Raw genomic sequence first — 17,748 nt, forward strand, 5'->3', positions numbered from 1 at the left:
TCCATCGGGCTCACCGAGCAGCAGATCGAGCAGATCTTCTGGGAAAACCCCCGCGCTGCCATCCAGTACACCGTCACACACCACTGACACGAGGCGACAGGCAGTTCGCGCCAAGGAGGAAGGGTGGATGTCTCCGATCGACGCTGAGCTTGAGCGTGCCCTCCAAGCGGCGCTGAGCACCATGGACGCGACCGACACGGTCCTCAGGACCATGAGCGAGGAACCGGGCAGGTTCACGGTGAAGGCAGATGGTTCGCTCCTCACGCGCGCCGACCTCGTCATCGAAGACCTGGTGCGCAGCACGCTCGCTCGACACGCTCCCGGCACCGAGGTCTTCGGCGAGGAACGCTCAGGTGTGGAGGGCGTGCGTCCGCTGCTCGCCGGCGAGGTGGACGGCTGGATCGTCGATCCGATCGACCACACCCGTCATTTCGTGCGGTCCGACCCGGAATTCGGCACGCTCTTGGCGTATGTACGCGAGAGCGAGCCGGTCGTCGCCGCCATTTCGGCACCGCTTCTCGGTGTCCGGGGATGGGCGCGGCGAGCGGGTGGGGCCCACATCAACGGAAAACCCGTGCGGGTCAGTCGTAGGGACGATCTGGCCTACGCCGAGGTGGCCTTCGCGGGATTCGCCGAATGGACGGACGGCAGGCCAGGTCGCAATCTCCAGGCGGTTCTGGACCGTTCGTCGTATCCGCATGGGACCCGGGGCGGCTTTCTTCAGCATCTGCGCGTCGCCGGCGGCAGCGTTGACGTGGCGATCGAGCCGTGGGGCAAGCCGTGGGATCTCTGCCCCGGCGCTCTGATCGTGACCGAGGCCGGCGGATGTGCCACAGCACTGGACGGCGGTCGCGTAGGGGCGGCTCCGTCCGGCGGTTTCATCGTCAGCAACGGCCTGTTGCACGATGAGGTTCTGGCGTTGCTGAGTCTTGATCCGCAGGCGACCACCAGCAGAGGGAGCCACTCCGACGGGGAGGTGGCTCGTGGCAGCTGACTCGCTCGCGAGCGGCGCGGACAAGCTCTCGTTGCGGCGTATCTGGGACGAGACCGACCCGTCCGCGCTGGCGATAGCCCATCTCGGCTCCGGGGCCCGAGTGACTCTCGGTGACCTGGAGCGCATGACGGCGTCAGCCGCAATGGAGCTGCGCGAACAACTCGCCACGCACGGACTTGAGCGTCCCGCCGTGGTACACGAGGTCCACGACGAAATCTCCACGCTGGTCAGCCTGTTCGCCGCCGCACGTGCAGGTCTGGGCATCTGTCTCGTCCGAGCCGGGACCTGGTCGCAGTCGTCGAAGAGGCTGTGCGCGCAGTTGGTCGCCGCGGGGTTCGACGGTGTACTGCACGAGGGAAAGATCGCCACTCGGGGGTGCTCCGCGGAGGGCAATGAGCGTACTTGGCGGCTGCTTCTGCACAGCGGGGGTACGACGGGGCGCCCCAAACTGATCCCCGTGGACCTTTCCCCGTCCGCACTCTCCGGGATGCTGCGGCTGTACCAGCGGGCCGGCTGGCGCCCGGGACTCCGGCAGCTCGCGGTGCTGCCCCTGTACCACGCGGCCGGTCTACTCCCCGTCCTGATCGGACTACTGGACGGCCATCGGCTCACGGTGACCGGCAGGCGCTTCGAAGCCGCCGAGTTGCTTGAGGTCATCGCCGCGGAGTCCGTCGAGTGGTTCTGCGCGACGCCCACGCACCTCCGCCTGCTGTCGCTGGCCAAGCGGTTCGGCACCGCGCGCTTGGGCTCCATCGAAGGCGTGATACACACGGCGGCAGCCTGTGATCATGAGACGAAGCGGCGATGGATCGACCGCGTCGGAGACGCCCGGGTACACGAGTACTACTCGTCCACGGAGCAGGTCGGCCTCACGTTCTGCTCGGGCCGTGAATGGGTGGAGCGACCAGGCACCGTGGGGCGTGGCTACCTGACGCGGATCAGCGTGCGGGACGCGGACGGGAAACCGGTGCGGGTGGGTACCGTCGGCGAGGTGTACATGCGGAGCCTCTCGCATGCGCGCAACACGGCACCTGGCGTCCGGCGCACGCAGGACGGGTACGGCTCGGTCGGTGACCGGGGGTACCTCGACGCCGACGGTTACCTGTTCCTCGTGGGCAGGGACGGTGACATGTTCACCGTAGGCGGCGAGAACGTCTATCCGGCCGAGCTGGAACGGGTCATCCTCGAAGTCCCCGGTGTCCGTGACGCGATGGCCCGGGCACGGCCCCACCAGGTGTTCGGGAACATCGCCGAGGCGCTCGTCATCGCAGACGCACCCACCACTGCCACGGCCGCCGCGATCAAGGCCCACTGCCGGCGCCGCCTGCCCCCGGCGTCGCGGCCGCATGTTCTGTCGTTCGTGGCTGAGCTACCTCGTTCCGAAATCGGCAAGTTGAAGAGATTGAGTACCGATGGCCAGTGAAAACGCAGCGTCCGCAGAGCTGAAGAAGTTCGTAGAGACGCTTAAGGGTGTCAGCGACTGCACCGTGGCGGTCTCGGACGGACACTGGATCGTGGCGATCCGCTCCAGCGGAGAACTCAGCCCGGTCGAATACCGAAACCTGACGTGGGAGCACCTCGGCACCGAGGCGGCGGCTCCGCTGATCGTGATCACGAATGAGTCGATCACCGGCGAGCTGACGACCGCCGTCGTCGAGCAGGCCGCGCCTGAGCGCCGCTCGGTCTACGTCCCCGCACACGACGACGTCGAAAAGTTCGTCTGCGGGACCGTCGCCACGGCGACGGAGAGCGTCGTCGCGGGCGCCGAAGACGACTTCTTCGATCTCGGAGCCGACTCGCTCGCGATGATCGAGATATCGACCTCGATCTTCGAGCAGTACGGCGTGCGGCTCGACATGCAGGAGGTGTTTGAAGCCGGCAACCCGGCACAGCTCTCGCGCCTGATCAGGGCCCGGTTGGCTCAGTGATGTGGCTGTTGGGAGGCGAACGGGACTCTGTGGCGGTCATCGCCGAAGGCGAAACGATCACCTACGGAGAGCTCGGCCGTCTGGTCGACGAGTTCGCGAAGCGCCATCTCGGGCAGGATGGCGCGCTGGTCGCCATTGTTGCCGAGCCGAACCTGCGCACGATCGTGGCCTATCTCGCCTCGTTCGCGACGCCGAGCACGGTCATGCTGGTGGATCCGCTCAGCGCCTCCGAGGCCCTGGCCCAGACCATCGAGGCCTACGAGCCGCAGCTCGTCGTCGGCGCTCAGTCGCTCGACCATGAGCTGTACCGCGAGTCCGAGCCTCACCACTGGATTCGGCGTGTCGGCGGGGCCTCTGGAGCGACGTCCACCAAGCTCATCATGCTCACATCAGGTTCGATGGGGATGCCGAAGGGCGTGGCACTGGGCGAACCCGGTGTGCGGGCCAATACACTCGGCATCATCGACCGGCTTGAGCTGGATCCCCAGAGCCGCGCCGTCACCAGCCTTCCCCTACATTACGCGTTCGGGCTGTCGGTCCTGCATTCCCATCTGACAGCCGGGGGCAGCCTGGTGGTGACGGGGCAACGGCCCACCTCTCGCCGGTTCTGGGACACCGTCACCGCGAACGAGGTCACCCATCTCGCCGGTGTCTCCCTCATGTACGAGCTGCTCCAGAGCCGCCTAGTACGGGGGTGGCCACCCTCACTCCGGCAGCTGTCGCACTCCGGCGGCCGACTGGCACCAGAAGTACAGAGCAGTTACCTGGAGCTGGCATCTCAGCACGGGGCACAGTTCTTCCTCATGTACGGACAGACCGAGGTGATGACGAGGATCTCGGCCTTCGACCTGACGCGCAGGCCGGACAAGCTCGGCTCCGTCGGCGTGCCGATCGAGGGCGTCGAGGTGGTCCGCGACGACGGTGAGCTCATCGTCCGAAGCCCCAGCACGATGCAGGGGTACGTCGACTCGGCACGCGCGCTCAGGAACATGCAGCGGAGCGAGCCGCCGCGGGGCTTTCACCGCACGGGTGACCTCGGGACGGTGGACGAAGACGGGTTCATCTGGATCACCGGCCGTACCACGCGGACGGTGAAGCAGTTCGGGAAACGGGTCAGTCTGGACGAGGTCGAGGCGTTCCTTCGACCCAGCGGGAACGTGGCGGTCATCGGCACGGATGCGGAGATCGTGATATGCGTCGCCGAATACCAGGGCGACCCCGACGAACTCGTCACGCGCACGGCGCGAGCGGCCAGGCTGCCCGCCTCCGCGCTGTCGGTCGTGCCGGTCCCCGGCATCCCGAGGACAACGCGGGGCAAAGTGAACTATCCCGCCCTGACCTTGCTCGTCGCGGCACAGCGCGAGAACGTCGAGCGGCTGTCCGCTGAAGCCCGCAAGGAGCCGACGTGATGCTACTCAGTGACGGTCGGCTGCCCGAATCGGTCGCGGAACGTATCATCGTGCGGCAAGCGGGCGAACTCATCCTCGAGGAGCACGTAGGCGCGAAGGACGCGACGTTCTCACTGCTGTGCGTCAGCAAGCCGGTGTTCGCCTTCGCCGCGCTGAACTTCCTGCTCGGCCGAACCGATGTGTCCCTCGACGACTCCGTGCGGAGATATCTGCCGACCGCGTTCGGCCGGCAGTTCGACGCGGTCCGGATCCGGGACCTGCTGACCCACTCCAGCGGCATCACCCGCGAGGCCACCCCGGGGCGTTGGTCTGAGGCACGCTTCCAGCGGTGGATCGCCGGCTCTCCCGTGGACACCAAGCGCGGACCGAAATACTCCGTGACCACCGGCTGGTACGTACTCTCGCTCGTTCTGGAGCGGGTATCCGGCATGGGCAGGGTCGCCTTCACCAAACGCTTCGGTTTTGAACCGTTCGGTGCTCGCCTCGGGTACGGAGCACTGCTGCCCCGTGAGGAGCCGCCGCTGCCGATCATGAATCGTGAGACGGGGGAGCGGGAGCCTGATCTGTGGTGGGCCGACACCCCCGAGGTCATGCAGTGCGCATGGCCGGGCTCCGGCTTCCGCAGCAAGGCCGAGGAGCTGATGCGTATTTTCGCCGTCATGGCGTCTCCCGAGCAGCGAAGCGCTCTGCCGGTCCCGCAGCGCCTGGCCGTCGAACATCTGGAGCGACCTGTCGGCGACGGCCTGTCGACCGACGGCGAGGGAAAGCACGCGTTCGGGTTCTCGCACGGCGCGCTGGTGGGATGGCAGTGGCTCGGACAGCCGCCGGGACGGGAGGCCTTCGGGTCCGACTCCGGGACGGGGTCCTTCGCGCTGGCCGACAGCCGGCGCGAACTCTCGGTGGTGTACCTGAGCAATCTGGTGCGGGAGCCCGTGCAGAGCCTTCTGCGGCGACGCCGATTGATGACGCGCGTCTTCGACCAACTTGACGGTAAGTGTTGCGAGGTAACCAGGTGAGCAGCGAGCGAACAGGCCTGACGTGGGGACAGGCGGCCATGGTCGAGATGTTTCACCGCCGTGGCCTCGATCCTGTCGAGTGGCCCCTGTGTGTGGTGTTCGACGAGCAGGAAGGCCACACGGACAGGGACAGCGTACTCGCGGCGCTCACGGGGCTGGTGGCCAGGCACGACGTCCTGACCGCCCTCTTCGACGACGCGGCCGACACGCTCGACCTCGCTGATCCGCGCACCTTTCCGCAGCAGGTCGTGCGGCGGCCGTCGGACGTTCGTCCGCTCACAATCGACATGGACTGGTCCGAAGCGCGGTTGACCAGAGAACAGCTGATGGCGTTGACGCACAGTGAGTTCGTACGCCGGAGGCGGGCGTTCATGCCCGTGCTGATCAACCGTGGGGGAAAGTGGATGGCGGGGGCACTCGTCTCCCATATCGCAGTGGACGGCAGAGGGGTCGAGCAGCTTCGCGACGAGTACCGCGTGCTGCTGGACGGCAAGACCCCACGGCTTCGCGCTGCCAAGATCACGGATGTCCTCGAAGTCGAGAGCTCACCCGACCACACGCAGGCGGAGAAGGAGAACCTCACGATCGTCCAGCGTCTGCTCAGCGGGGCCGCGGACGCGAACCTCAGAAAGGATCCCAGCACGGATCCCGCGACGTTCGGTGTCGTGGAGTCGGCCGGGCACGCCCGAACGCTCGCAGAGCTGAGCACCAGACTGCGTGTGACCAAGCCCGGGATCTCGCTCATCGTCTACGCCATTGTGCTGAGCGTCGAGCTGGCGGCCCGGGACGTCGTGGTGCGATCCCAGTTCCGTCGGCAGTCGCCCGTGCAGGACGCGACCAGCGTCGTGGCGAACACCCCCTTCGCCTTCAGCTCCGTCTCGATCGACATGGGCATGAGCTTCCGGGCACTTGTGCAGCGCGAGTTCGGCGCGATCGTGGAGGGTTACCGCGCATCCGTTTTCTCTCCCTACGGGTACGAGCGCGTCAAGCACGTGGTCGCACGGGAGCGAGGCATGGAGGAGCTGGACGGCATACCGGAGTTCAACTACCTACCGAGGGCCGACCGCCCGCGTACCAGGGCAGCACGTGTGGCGGCCGGCACGGTGGAGCGGTCGTGGGTGGAGATCGTCGACAACGTCCAGCCCTATTCGCGGGGCAACCTCAGCATCTTCGAGGAAGACGACCACGACGCACTCCAGCTCTTCGGTACGCGCTGGCGGGAGTCGACGGACTCGTTCGAAGTGGTCCGTACGTTCAACCGGTTCTGCGCTGTCGCCGCCACAGACGTCGATCGACGCGTGGGCGAGATCTTCGAACGAGCCAAGAGCGCCTACCGGACTCACCCCATCGCACCGTTCTTCCTTGAACACAAATGACGAGCCAGCCATCCAGGGCACCGGCCGGCGCGTGCCCACGGTCGTCCCGATCCCCGGCCGATCTCCGCGCCGGCCCGCCGAGTCCCGGCTCGGCGGGCCTTCGTGTTCGTCGTTCGCCCATTCGCTTTTCAAGGGAGGAACCCCATGCGAAGCAGGTCGCACCTGCTCAACAGCGTGACGGCGGAGCGCTACCACCGCGAGGTCAGTATCACCACCGCTCACGTAGCCCGGAAGCTGGCCTCCGTGAAGCGTCCGTTCACCGGCGTGACCCCGCAGCAACTCGCCCCCGTCGTGGAGGGCGTCGACCTGGACACGCCGCTCGACGACACCGCGGCCGCGCTTGAGGAGCTCGAAGAGGTCTATCTGCGCGACGCGGTCTGGTTCCACCACCCGCGTTACCTCGCGCACCTCAACTGCCCCCTGGTGATACCGGCGGTGGTCGGCGAGGCCGTGATGGCGGCGGTCAACTCCTCCCTGGACACCTGGGACCAGTCTGCAGGCGGCACCCTCATGGAGCGGCGGCTCATAGACTGGACCGTCGAGCGCGTCGGGCTGGGCGCGGACGCCGACGGCATCTTCACCTCCGGCGGCTCCCAGTCCAACCTGCACGCCCTGTTGCTCGCCCGGGAGGAGGCGCTGCGGCTGGCGGCCGAGCGAGCCCGGGCGGCGGGCGATGCTGCTGATCCAGTTGCCGTCCGTGCCCTCGTCCAGCCCACGTTGCGCATTCTCACCTCCGAGGTGAGCCATTTCTCCATCGAGAAGTCCGCGCGCATCCTCGGCCTGGCGCCGGATGCCGTCATCAACGTGCCCGCCGACGCCGAGACCCGGCGGATGAGCCCGGAGGCGCTCTCGGAGGAGCTGGAGCGCTGCGCGCGCGCCGGGGAGACCGTGATGGCGGTGGTGGCCACCGCCGGCACGACCGACTTCGGCAGTATCGATCCGCTCCCGCGCATCGCCGCGCTGTGCCGGCAATACGACACCTGGATGCACGTAGATGCGGCCTACGGCTGTGGGTTGCTGGTCTCCCCCACCCGTCGGCACCTATTGGACGGCATCGAGAGGGCCGACTCGGTGACCATGGACTTCCACAAGTCCTTCTTTCAGCCGGTCTCCTCTTCGGCCGTGTTGGTACGCGACCGCACAGCGCTCGGCCACAGCACCTTCTACGCCGACTACCTCAACCCGGAGCGGATGGCCGAGAACGCGATCCCCAACCAGGTCGACAAGTCGCTCCAGACCACCCGCCGCTTCGACGCGCTCAAGCTGTGGCTGACGCTGCGGATCATGGGTCCCACCGCCATCGGCGAGCTTTTCGACGAGGTCGTCGACCGAGCCTTCGAGGGCTGGCGGATCCTTGAGGCCGACCCCCGGTTCGAGGTCGCAACCCGACCCGAGCTGTCCACCCTCGTCTTCCGCTACCGCGCCGCCCCCGGCACGCCGCACGCCGTCGCGGACGCGGCCAACCTGCAGGCCCGTGAGGCTCTCGCGGCGTCCGGCGAGGCCGTGATCGCCTCCACAGTGGTGGACGGGAGGCACTGGCTGAAATTCACTCTTCTTAACCCGATGACCTCGTTGGAGGACATCTCCGCCGTCCTCGACCTAGCTGCCGGGTACGCCGAGCGGCACCTGGCCGAGCACGCCCCGGCAGTGCTCGGCGCATGAGCCGCCCATCGTGAAGGAGGGTGAGCGGACGAAACAACCTCAGGTCACTGCTCGGTCCGATCAAATATCCCGTCGAAGGTAATGTACAGAATGTCATCGAACATAGGCTATCTCGTGCTCGGTTCCCCCCGTACCGGCACGAATCTGCTCTGCCATGCACTGCGGGTCAGCGGGCAGGCCGGCGATCCCGACGAATGGTACGGCCTCTCCAGGCTGCACCGGACTTTGCGGGACTGGGATCTGGCACATCCGGAATCACGGCCCGACGCACCCCAAGCGACCGACTGGGCGGCCTATCAGCAGCGTCTTTTGGAGAAGACCGGCAGCGGTGGCCGTTTTGGAGTCAAGGTTTTCTATTATCACGTGGAACGGCTGTTCCGCACGAAGCAGATTTCGTCGCCCGTGGAGCTGTTGCCTGAAGGCCACCGAGCGGACGTCCGGGTGATCCTGGTCGCTCGGCGGGACGTGGTCGGACAGGCGGTGTCCATGGCCATAGCGTCCCGGTCAGGCATCTTCGCGGACGTTCCAGGGGAGAGGTTTGTTCCGACGGCGACGAAAGTGGCCTGGTGGCGAGAAGGCCCGCCCCCTGCCCTCGTGCGCGATACCGACGAGCTCACCGCTGATGCGTTCGATGCGGCCGAGATCCATCAGATCGTCACGGCGGTCCGCCGGCACCAGGACGTCTGGGAACAATGGCTGGACAGCACCAGGCTCCCGCGTGTGCGTGTGACCTACGAAGACATTGTCAATCGGCGCGAGGATACTCTTCAGGCCGTCTTCGACGTGCTGGGAATGCCGGACCGTGCTTCCGAATACACGAATCCCGGACTTCGCCGCCAGGCCACTAGCCTCAATCAGGAAATCGCCGAAAGGTACAGGGAGTGGCTCAGGGGAAATCCGCACGCCGTTGATGACGCTAGAGATCTTTAAGGGTGCGGGTTACGCAGGGTCGTGACGGCTGTCGTGGACCGCGCTATGCCGGAGGGATGAGGTATCCCGATGGCGGAGGGCTAACGGCTGAGTAGCGGGCTCGGCGTGAGCGGGTCCGGTTGGCGGCCACTGATACTCCGGGCGGCGTCCCGCCCTAAGCAAGTCAGCCTGCGCCATCGCATGCGACGGCCTTTTTAGCCTTAGGCTCGAGATAGAACGCACCTGACCATTCGCCTTTCTTCAGCTGTTCGTTCAGGTTCGGTAGGATTCCCGACCATGGGACAAGCGAATTTGCTGTGCGCTTCCACCCCTTGCCGTCGCGGTCTCTGATGAAGGCTTGCTGCACGTCACCGACCAAACCGATGAAAGAGACCCAGCGGGAACCTCCCGGGCGCTCAACCGCGAGGAGAAGCTGATCCTTCGAGTAGACGAGTTCAGTGCATGGCGCCAACCGCGTAGTGGTCAGGGTGTAGCGCACCTTCTGTGGACCAGGGGTTCCTTTGAGCGCAACTACCGTCCTATCGAGAACCAGCGTTATCCACGGCACCGGGTCTGGTGAGCGGTTCTGGAGGTGCAGCGTGAAGGTCTCTCCGCGGTTGCCTTCGAGCCAGTAGGAGACTGCCCTCGCTTGGGCGCGTGCCTCCTGCTCGGACTGCTGCTTCGACTGGCTGAGTTGGTCCTTGGCCGTCTGCTGGCTCCAGTACGTAGCGACCGCCTGAGCCCAGAGCCCGCCGATCGCAGCGATGGCCGCAAGTCCTGTTGCCGCGACTGTGATGATGTGGGCCCACTTGGCCCTCCGGAGGCGCTGCCAGGTACTCAACGCCCCAGGTTCCGGTGTCGGCTCGGAGTCGGGTGTCGGAACAGGGTCTGCAGCGGGCTGCGGATCGGGCTCTTGATCGGATGGGACGGGCACCCGCGCCCGGACTGTTCGAGGGGCTGTCCTCTGGCGGGCCAGCCGTAGTCGCACCCTTCGCTGCGATTGGTCAGTCAACGAGTCCCCCTTGGTCCGCCTGGATCACATGCCTGCCCACCGCGCCCGAACCGGCCGGGCTGCGGCACGGTCGGCAGCAGGGCGCGGATGATGGCCTTCTCCAGCCGGGCACCAATAAGCAGTATGCATCGTGAAGTTGCAGGTCACGGGTCTGGTGTGCGCGGAGTTCTCGGTCCTCGTGCCGGTCGCGGATGGATGACTTCGGTGAAGATCGTCGGTCATCGGGAGACTTCGCGGTTCGTGAGGACCAGCAGGGCCCTGACCAGGGCGGTCGCCCACTTCGGGTCGGTGCGGACCTTGCCGAGGACCCGCCAGACACCTCACGTTGCCAACGCGTCAAGCGGCAGCCGCGAGTTCGATGGGGAACGCGGTGCGTTCGTCGAACAACTCGTGCTTCTGCAGGCAGTGGTAGAGCTGGCCGAGCATTCGGTTGAACAGGTTCCGCCGGGCGGCGGCGTTCCAGTCTCCGTGCTCGTCGCGACGGCGGCGGTAGTGGGCCTTGGCCCCGGGGGATCCGTTCGGGGCGGCGAAGGCCCAGAGGTATCCGGCGTGGTTGAGCCGATCGTTCTTCACCCACCGCCGCGTGATGCTCGACCTCTTGCCGGAAGCGCGGGTGATGGGCGAGGAGCCCGCATATGCCTTCAGGCCCCGGGCGTCGGCGAAGCGGCTGCGGTCGTCCCCGATCTCGGCCAGGATCCGGGCGGCGAGCTGGATACCGAGCCCGGGGAAGCTCAGCAGGATCTCAGCGTCCGGATGCTGAGGGAACGCTTCCTCCACCGCCTCAGCGAGCTGGTCAGCGGCGGTGCAGGCGGCGTCGAGCTGGACAAGGAGGGCGAGCATCTGCTTGCCGAGAGCGTCCTCGACAAGCGGCGGCTGGTGCGCGGACTCGGCGCGGAAGACCTCACGGAGGCGATCAACTTCGGTGTCGATGCCGCGCTTGCGGCCGGCTCGCTTCAGGGCGGCCTGGAGCTGGGTGCGGGTCAGGCGTGCTGCCCGCGTCGGGGTCGGGGCGGTCTTGAGGAGTTCACGTGCCTCAGGCCGGCACAGGCCGTTGGTCCAGGTGGCGAAGGCGTCTGGGGCCGCCGGGTAGTACTCGCGCAGCAGGGAGCGGAGCTGGTTGGCGAGCTGCTGCCGGTTCCACAGTGCGTCCTGCTGAGCGCGTGCGAGGACGGCGATCGCACGGCCGAGGCCGGAGTCGTCGGGCAGCGGCCGGTGGGCGTGCATGTCAGTGCGCAGGATGTTCGCCAGGACAAGGGCATCGCCGGGGTCGGACTTCTTGCGCGAGACGCTGTGCCGGTCGCGGTAGCGGGCGGAGGCCAGCGGGTTGATCGCGTACACCTTCCGCTTCCCGGAACGCAGCACGGCGACCAGCAGGCCGCGGGAGGTCTCGATGGCTACCGGGATCGGGTTGTCCTCGGTGTCACCGTGCTCGGCAAGAAGTTCCAGCAGCAGCTTGTAGCCGACGGCGTCGTCGGTTATGTGCCGCTTGGCCAATAACCTGCCGGTGTCGTCGACCAAGGCGACGTCGTGGGTACGCTCGGCCCAGTCGATTCCACAATAGATCAAGACAGTTCCTTCCCGATGTGCTGATGTTTGCGCTGGTCACGAGCGCATGCGGGCCACGCGTCGCACTAATCCCAGGCATCGACCGCTGTGCGGAGTGCCGCCACCTCACGAGCCGTTCGTGGCACCAGCGCACCCCACGGGCCTCGGTCTGCGCGGGAGCTCGAACGGCTCGGGCGTATCAAGAGGTCACCGCGGAGTGGGCTCGCACCACCAACACCAACGAGGGACGATGCGACCGGTGTTGACTCTCGGGGTGCTGGATGCCGCCGGTCTGGCGAAAGGCGTCACGGCCTGTTCTTGAGAAGGCGTGCATCCAGCACCCGACCCGAACACCCGGAGACCTGCGGGGCTCCCGCCGGGTGCTCTTGGGAAGGGATTAGTTCTTGAGATGGGCGAAGCCGTGCTCGACCGGCGCCCGGACGGCGGCGAGCGCCTTGTTGGACAGTTTCTGCCCTCGGGTCAGGGGCCGGTTGTGGGCGGCCTTGTAGCCGGTGATCACCGCCGGGTCGGCGTCCGGGCCGCTGTCGTCGAGGACGACGCAGCCCAGGTCGGCGATGGCGCCGAGCCCGGCCGCCCGCAGTTTCGCGGTGAGCTGGTCGTGGCGGCAGGCGGTGATCTCCGAGGATCGTCCGGGCCGGGCGGCCGAGAACCACAGCAGGCGGCCCCGGTCGTCGGTGAGCGCGATCACCAGCAGGCCGTGGCACTTGTGCTTGCCGGAGTAGTTCTTCCGGTTCGCCGTGCGGTTGCGCCGCCGGGTCCGTATCAGGGTGCCGTCGAGCAGGACCACCCCGCCACCCGTTCGGGCGATCTTCTTGAGCGCGCGGTCCAGGCGCGGGGCGCGGGCGGCGAGCAGGCCGACGGCCTCCCGCACCCACCGGGTGGCGGTGGTGCGGTGCACTCCGTTGCCGCCGGCGAGGTCGCCGGGGCGCTGGTCACAGCGCAGCACCGCCAGCACGATGCCGGCGATCTTCCCCGCGGGCAGGGCCCGCCACCGCGAGCCGATCTTCTTCAGGTGGCCGCGTATCAGGGTGGCGAGGTAGTTCAGGGTGGCGCTCGACAGCGGCAGGCGGGCGGTGCAGACAAGGCCGTCAGAGCCCTCGACGGGGCTGGGGTTGTTCTTCACAAAACACGTCAACTGCCGTCGGGGGCCCGCCGGTTACGCCCCGAGGCCCCGTCCTGGTGTGGCTACCGGCGTGCGGTGAACCCGCACACCAGCCAACCTCACCTGCACGTTTCACGATGCACGGGCCTCAGTCCGGCACACCCGTGGTGTTCTCCGCGGGGCCCGCCGTGGACGCGCTGTTGGCCGACGCTTCCAATCCCGGGCTCCTGCCGCCAGTCGCGCACAACGGCCAACTCCTGGTCGACGGGAGCCTCTCAGCTGACATCCCGATCAGGCAGGCCGAGGCGCTCGGCGCCACCACCAGCTACGTCCTGCCCTCTCTCCTGACAGTCAAGCCTCAGACCCCAGTCAGCGGCGCCCTGCCGATGCTGATCCGGACCATCTGAATAATGCTCGGGCGAACCTCGGCCAGCGAGCTCACCGCCGCACGAGGCGAGGTCCACGTACTGCTCACCCCCGGCGTACGGAGCGGGCTCAACCCCCTGGACTTCCGTCACACAGCAGAACAGACCGCCTCGGCTACGACACCACCCGCACCTGGCTGGCCGACCGCGCGGCATCACCCCACGTGCCGGGCGAGGCACCGCAACCGTGATCGCCCTAAAGGGTGCGCAGATCTTTGACTCGTCTTCTTGACCTTTGTTTCGGTGGAGTCGGGGGCGAGGAAGGGTTCGACGTCGGCTGGTGTGCGGAGGCTTGCGGTTGAGGTGGTGATGTGGTGGCCGCGTGCTTCCAGGAGTGGGCGGACTTCCTTTTTCGCGCGGCTGATGGTCGGGGCGGTGACGTCGAAGAGTTGGCCGAGGAGGTCCATGGTGGCGATTTTGCCCAGGTGGAGCACGGTGACCAGGATCCGGTCGGCTGGGGTGAGCTTGGCTTTGGCGCCTGGTGCGGTTGGCGAGTGGATCGCCGACGCTCCGTCCACTGTTCTGGAACGACTTGGCGTACGGCCCGCTCCGGTGTTCCCGAAGCGGAGCCTGGCCGCGGAATCTACTGTGCAACTGCTGGGCCGCATCGACGGCGACGCGTTGGACCGGGCGGTGGGCCGCTGGCTGGCCTACCGGCATGCCAGCGCCGACGGGCGGCTGCGCGGACTGGCAGTCGATTAGGTTTTCGTCTGACGAGCCATGCGATCCCTTCTGGTGAAGTCGCGGTTGCTGCAGGTCGCACATGTCCAAGCGCTCGATCGACCTCGGCGGAGTCGTCGCCGATGTCAGAAGTCATGCGACCGCGTCTTGTATCCGGGCTCGAAGCCCTGGTGGCACGTCTTGTTCCGCGTAGTCGAGACACATCTTGGCAACCGCAGTGATCCGATCGGCGTGAAGCGGCTGCTTGAGTCGCTGTTTGAGCAGGCCTTCCAGAATCTGTTCGCATTGTTCTGCGTTCGCCTGAGCGGAGGCCAGGGCCAACACGTCGGTCCAGTCATGGTCATGCGCATTTCTGACGAGAAGGCCGATGCTGTCGTCACTCAAGGCGGACCGTGCGGCAAGAAAACTCTGGAAGGGAAGGTGAATGAACCGGATCGAACCTTCGGGCGTCTCATGGAGCATGCCGCTGCTTATGAGGAGGAATCTCAGAACAAGCTTGGGGTCATTCACGTCAGCCAGCCGAAGGCTCCTCAACTCCGCTTGCACGAGTTTCACTGCCCGTTCCCGCTCCAGTTCCACTTCGCCATTCAGTGCGAGCCAAAAGGCGAAGCGTCCCAACAGCTGAGACTGAACATGGGCAGGAAGTCGCGGCCCGCGCACATCGATTCCTCGAATAGCGTCCCGGAGTTCCAAGAAGACTTTCAGCGCCGTACCGTAGAGCTCAGCTCGGCTTCGGGGCACACGATGCGACCCCCGGAGCGACAGGGCGCAGATCAGTGTGCACATCAGTGGACTGGTTGCCAGTTCAGCCAAATCGGGATTGTCCCGCAGTTGCTGAACGACCGCCGCTCGGGCCCAGTTCACAAGCTCATGATCATGAGCTTCGGACATCGCATCGAACCAGCCCTCCACGAGTCGCGAGATATCAGCGGCACTCATGGGCTGCGTCTCCAGCTCCGCAAACCCGTGTTGCCGCAACCATCCGCGCGGGACGGCGGCCGGTCGACTCGTCACTATGAAGCGGTTCTGAGGGTACGCATCGATCAAGTCGCTGAGCCACTTCCGCGCACGGTCGCGGTCACTCCTGGGAACCTCGTCGAGGCCATCGATCATGAGCAGCACCCGGCCTGCCTCGAGCTGGCGATCCACCCATCCGACCGCGTCCGGGTGTGTGACCAGCGGCTTGGCCACAGCCGCGAGGAAGCCCCGAGGGTCGGGGAGATCCCCTCGCTTCAGGAGTTCCCTCAACTGCAGCAAGAGAGGCAGGCACTCATTGAGCTCGGCAAGATGAGGCGGCAGTTCGCGGCGCGCGGCGGCGAGAGCAAGCCGTTGCAAGAAAGTCGTCTTGCCGGACCCCGCCGCACCGACCAGCAGGACCCGATGACGGGATGTGAGACTCGCAGAGGCCCGCTCCCCGGGAGTCGTTGTGGATTGAGCAGCGTCGTCCCGGACGGCCAAGTTCAGGTCTACGTAGCTCCGCTGCAAAGACCAGTAGAAGTCATCATCGAACAAGCCTGTGACGCGGACCCGGTCTGCCTGCAAGGAGACGTACCGCCGAAGACGGTTGTCAAAAGCGGTCGCCGCGCCCTGGCCGACGAACGTCAGCGAACGTAAATGGACGTCATGTCCGGCCTCTCGACAGTTCAAGACGAAGTAATTGTCGGTCATTAGATTGGCGACTGGGACAATTTCGAGCCGGCCGTGTCGCCAGACGGTAGGATCAGCACGCACGACCCCAACCAGGAGGCCCTCGACGAACACAGCGGCGCCTGACATGCCCGCCCAAGGCGAGCCGCCGATCGGCCGTTCCAGATTTTCCAGAAGCGCCCCTTCGGAAAGCGCTCCCGTGCCCGGGTTGAACGTCCCCACCGCCTGGTGGCTGTCCAGGTTGGCCCCATCCCGCTGAACGCGTGGATATCCGACCGCACGGGCCCCCGGCCACACCTGCAGGCCGTCGATTTGCGCCCATTCCGGGTCCACGCCCAACGATCGCTCCCCGACAAGGCTGTGCCGAGCGAAGAGCAAAGCTGCGTCCCCCCGCCGCCATACGACGTCACACGTCTGCATGCCCGTACCGTTTGGCGCGATCGCGGTTGGCTCCCAGTCATTGCCCATCACGTGTCCACAGGTCAGGACCAGACGCTCCGTCAAGAGATAGCCGCTGCCCTGCCGGTCACCGAAGACGGCCGCGACGCGCTCCAACTCGGGATGCACATCAACCTCTTGCGCCGAAGAGAGCCGTCGACCCCGATTGTTCGTTGCCGACCAAGGGCTTGCTGTTCGTCGTGGTATCCGTGGGGGTGAGAGTCAGGGAAACCTTGTGCGTTCGCATGCTGGTCGCGGCGGCTGAGGCCTCGCCGGATAGCACCCATGCCCGGACGCCGGCCCTTCCTCCGAAGTCACGACGTAGCTCGACCAGGAACTCCAGTGTGATGGGCCCTACTTCGAACTTGATGCCCTTGCTTTCTCCCCGTCCGGCGGCTTCGAGGAGTTGGTCACGGATGGCCTCGACAGCGTCGGCGAGATCGAAACTGGATTCAGGAGCCGTCATACGACCATCATCATGGACAAGGCCTGGTGACGACGTCGTTTCATGGCAACAACACACTTCCGGGTTGTCGTAGCCGACTGCTGAGCGGTCGGCGTACTGGATGGCACAGTCCGCAGCCAGAGCCTTACGGATGCTGCCGAGGCAGCACCCCCTCCGTCCCGGCGCGAGCACGCGCAACCGCCCTCGGACCGAGTCACCAGGTACCCGGCACCGTCCGCCTCCGGCGATCACCGAGCGGCGACCCGTCGGCCCTTTACCGCACATTTCCGGCCTCGCCAAACGCCTCCAGGCCCGGATCCTCGACCACACCCCCAACGCCGCACGCCTGTGCCCGAATCCCGCATCCCGTCGCACCACAGAAGGTCCCAGCATGCCCGAGCCCACCCCCGCTATCCGTATCACCCGCCGTCCCACCAGCGGCGTCACCGCAGAAGGCGGTGACGTATTCGCAGCCACGCTTCTGGAACGGGCGGGGTTTATCCCCCAGTCCTCGATCCGCCAGTCCTGGTACCGGCTCCACTACGACATGGGCGAGGACTACGAGAATGAAAAGGCCACCTACGCCTACGAGATGCTCACTGCCGCCCACTATCCGGTGGTCATCGATCCGTCACTGCACCTGCGCAAAGACGGCGGCTTCACACCGCCCCTCGTCGTTACGCACGACGCCTACAACCAGACCTTGAGCACGCTGATCGACGAGATCGTCCACGCCGACGAAGCCGTTGAAGTCGCCGCCCTCCTCTACGTCCTCACCGACGAAAAGATCGGCATGCTGCCCGCGCTCCGCGAAGTGGTGGAGAAGGCCGGCTTCTGGGTCGACGGACTCGGCACCCCGCCACTGGCGGAGCGGCTACGCGAGGCCAATCGCGCAGTGGTCGCCGCCACCGTCGGTATCCATCACACCGCCGACGCGCTGCTCGCCCTCCCCGACGACCGCCAGCGCCGTCCCGCACCCCAGTGGCTCCTGCGCACCCAGGCTGCCCAGGCACGGACGGCCACGGGCCATGCCCCAGCCAGCCCGGGCTCCGACGAGACCGAGCCGTCGCATCCGGCCGGCCCACAGTCACCGCGCCGTACGCGCTGAACTCCCGCCCCTTCCTGATCGAACGGAGAC

The 17,748-nt window shown here is 66.5% G+C and carries 17 protein-coding genes; 11 read left to right on the forward strand and 6 right to left on the reverse strand.

Features of this window, described 5'->3' with window-relative positions; all coding sequences use genetic code 11:
- The first annotated feature begins 127 nt into the window (after positions 1-127).
- The 8 genes from AB0959_RS46820 to AB0959_RS46855 all read left to right on the forward strand — a co-directional run bounded on the left by AB0959_RS46820 (position 128) and on the right by AB0959_RS46855 (position 9,315).
- Positions 128-994, forward strand: coding sequence for an inositol monophosphatase (locus AB0959_RS46820; protein WP_366833047.1), 867 nt, complete (start codon positions 128-130; stop codon positions 992-994).
- A complete protein-coding gene (locus AB0959_RS46825) occupies positions 984-2,417 on the forward strand; it encodes an AMP-binding protein (RefSeq protein ID WP_366833048.1) in 1,434 nt (477 codons plus the stop codon). The genes AB0959_RS46820 and AB0959_RS46825 overlap by 11 nt, the downstream gene beginning before the upstream one ends.
- 91 nt (positions 2,418-2,508) lie before the next feature.
- Positions 2,509-2,922, forward strand: coding sequence for an acyl carrier protein (locus AB0959_RS46830; protein WP_366833049.1), 414 nt, complete (start codon positions 2,509-2,511; stop codon positions 2,920-2,922).
- Positions 2,923-2,951: 29 nt separating this feature from the next.
- The gene (locus tag AB0959_RS46835) at positions 2,952-4,331 is read left to right on the forward strand and encodes an AMP-binding protein (RefSeq protein ID WP_366833050.1); all 1,380 of its coding nucleotides are present in this window, start codon (positions 2,952-2,954) and stop codon (positions 4,329-4,331) included.
- Entirely contained in the window at positions 4,331-5,347 is a 1,017-nt protein-coding gene (locus AB0959_RS46840) for a serine hydrolase domain-containing protein (RefSeq protein ID WP_366833099.1), read from the forward strand. The genes AB0959_RS46835 and AB0959_RS46840 overlap by 1 nt, the downstream gene beginning before the upstream one ends.
- Positions 5,344-6,723, forward strand: coding sequence for a hypothetical protein (locus AB0959_RS46845; RefSeq protein WP_366833051.1), 1,380 nt, complete (start codon positions 5,344-5,346; stop codon positions 6,721-6,723). Before AB0959_RS46840 ends, AB0959_RS46845 begins: the two co-directional genes overlap by 4 nt.
- 144 nt (positions 6,724-6,867) lie before the next feature.
- Positions 6,868-8,385 carry an aspartate aminotransferase family protein gene (locus AB0959_RS46850; protein ID WP_366833052.1) on the forward strand — a complete coding sequence of 506 codons (1,518 nt, stop codon included), beginning with the start codon at positions 6,868-6,870 and terminating at the stop codon, positions 8,383-8,385.
- A 90-nt stretch (positions 8,386-8,475) separates the two neighbouring features.
- Positions 8,476-9,315 carry a Stf0 family sulfotransferase gene (locus tag AB0959_RS46855; RefSeq protein WP_366833053.1) on the forward strand — a complete coding sequence of 280 codons (840 nt, stop codon included), beginning with the start codon at positions 8,476-8,478 and terminating at the stop codon, positions 9,313-9,315.
- Between the two features lie 163 nt (positions 9,316-9,478).
- Here AB0959_RS46855 and AB0959_RS46860 read toward each other — a convergent pair whose 3' ends face one another.
- From AB0959_RS46860 to AB0959_RS46870, 3 genes are all read right to left on the reverse strand, one after another.
- Complete coding sequence (locus tag AB0959_RS46860; RefSeq protein WP_366833054.1) at positions 9,479-10,135, reverse strand: hypothetical protein; 657 nt, start codon at positions 10,133-10,135, stop codon at positions 9,479-9,481.
- A 507-nt stretch (positions 10,136-10,642) separates the two neighbouring features.
- Entirely contained in the window at positions 10,643-11,872 is a 1,230-nt protein-coding gene (locus AB0959_RS46865) for an IS110 family transposase (protein ID WP_366833055.1), read from the reverse strand.
- Between the two features lie 376 nt (positions 11,873-12,248).
- Positions 12,249-12,995, reverse strand: a complete 747-nt coding sequence (locus AB0959_RS46870; RefSeq protein ID WP_366833056.1) for a transposase family protein — start codon at positions 12,993-12,995, stop codon at positions 12,249-12,251.
- 116 nt (positions 12,996-13,111) lie between these two features.
- Between AB0959_RS46870 and AB0959_RS46875 the strand changes: the two genes are divergently transcribed.
- Positions 13,112-13,381, forward strand: a complete 270-nt coding sequence (locus AB0959_RS46875; protein ID WP_366833057.1) for a hypothetical protein — start codon at positions 13,112-13,114, stop codon at positions 13,379-13,381.
- Positions 13,382-13,554: 173 nt separating this feature from the next.
- Here the strand turns inward: AB0959_RS46875 and AB0959_RS46880 are convergent, their stop codons facing one another.
- Positions 13,555-13,806, reverse strand: a complete 252-nt coding sequence (locus AB0959_RS46880) for a hypothetical protein (protein WP_366833100.1) — start codon at positions 13,804-13,806, stop codon at positions 13,555-13,557.
- Between the two features lie 58 nt (positions 13,807-13,864).
- Between AB0959_RS46880 and AB0959_RS46885 the strand changes: the two genes are divergently transcribed.
- Complete coding sequence (locus AB0959_RS46885) at positions 13,865-14,101, forward strand: hypothetical protein (RefSeq protein WP_366833059.1); 237 nt, start codon at positions 13,865-13,867, stop codon at positions 14,099-14,101.
- Positions 14,102-14,212: 111 nt separating this feature from the next.
- Here the strand turns inward: AB0959_RS46885 and AB0959_RS46890 are convergent, their stop codons facing one another.
- Positions 14,213-16,294, reverse strand: coding sequence for an NACHT domain-containing protein (locus AB0959_RS46890; RefSeq protein WP_366833060.1), 2,082 nt, complete (start codon positions 16,292-16,294; stop codon positions 14,213-14,215).
- Between the two features lies 1 nt (position 16,295).
- A complete protein-coding gene (locus AB0959_RS46895) occupies positions 16,296-16,631 on the reverse strand; it encodes a trypco2 family protein (RefSeq protein ID WP_366833061.1) in 336 nt (111 codons plus the stop codon).
- A 370-nt stretch (positions 16,632-17,001) separates the two neighbouring features.
- Between AB0959_RS46895 and AB0959_RS46900 the strand changes: the two genes are divergently transcribed.
- Complete coding sequence (locus AB0959_RS46900; protein WP_366833062.1) at positions 17,002-17,718, forward strand: hypothetical protein; 717 nt, start codon at positions 17,002-17,004, stop codon at positions 17,716-17,718.
- Positions 17,719-17,748: the final 30 nt, after the last annotated feature.

The sequence above is a fragment of the Streptomyces sp. NPDC046862 genome, from assembly GCF_040704615.1.
Taxonomy (GTDB): domain Bacteria; phylum Actinomycetota; class Actinomycetes; order Streptomycetales; family Streptomycetaceae; genus Streptomyces.

Excerpts from the sequence above, each read along its gene's own strand:
- AB0959_RS46880 (WP_366833100.1), bottom strand. The coding sequence starts at position 13,806 with ATGGACCTCCTCGGCCAACTCTTCGACGTCACCGCCCCGACCATCAGC.
- AB0959_RS46840 (WP_366833099.1), top strand. The coding sequence starts at position 4,331 with ATGCTACTCAGTGACGGTCGGCTGCCCGAATCGGTCGCGGAACGTATC.
- AB0959_RS46900 (WP_366833062.1), top strand. The coding sequence starts at position 17,002 with ATGCCCGAGCCCACCCCCGCTATCCGTATCACCCGCCGTCCCACCAGC.
- AB0959_RS46820 (WP_366833047.1), top strand. The coding sequence starts at position 128 with ATGTCTCCGATCGACGCTGAGCTTGAGCGTGCCCTCCAAGCGGCGCTG.
- AB0959_RS46855 (WP_366833053.1), top strand. The coding sequence starts at position 8,476 with ATGTCATCGAACATAGGCTATCTCGTGCTCGGTTCCCCCCGTACCGGC.
- AB0959_RS46875 (WP_366833057.1), top strand. The coding sequence starts at position 13,112 with ATGCACGGGCCTCAGTCCGGCACACCCGTGGTGTTCTCCGCGGGGCCC.
- AB0959_RS46850 (WP_366833052.1), top strand. The coding sequence starts at position 6,868 with ATGCGAAGCAGGTCGCACCTGCTCAACAGCGTGACGGCGGAGCGCTAC.
- AB0959_RS46895 (WP_366833061.1), bottom strand. The coding sequence starts at position 16,631 with ATGACGGCTCCTGAATCCAGTTTCGATCTCGCCGACGCTGTCGAGGCC.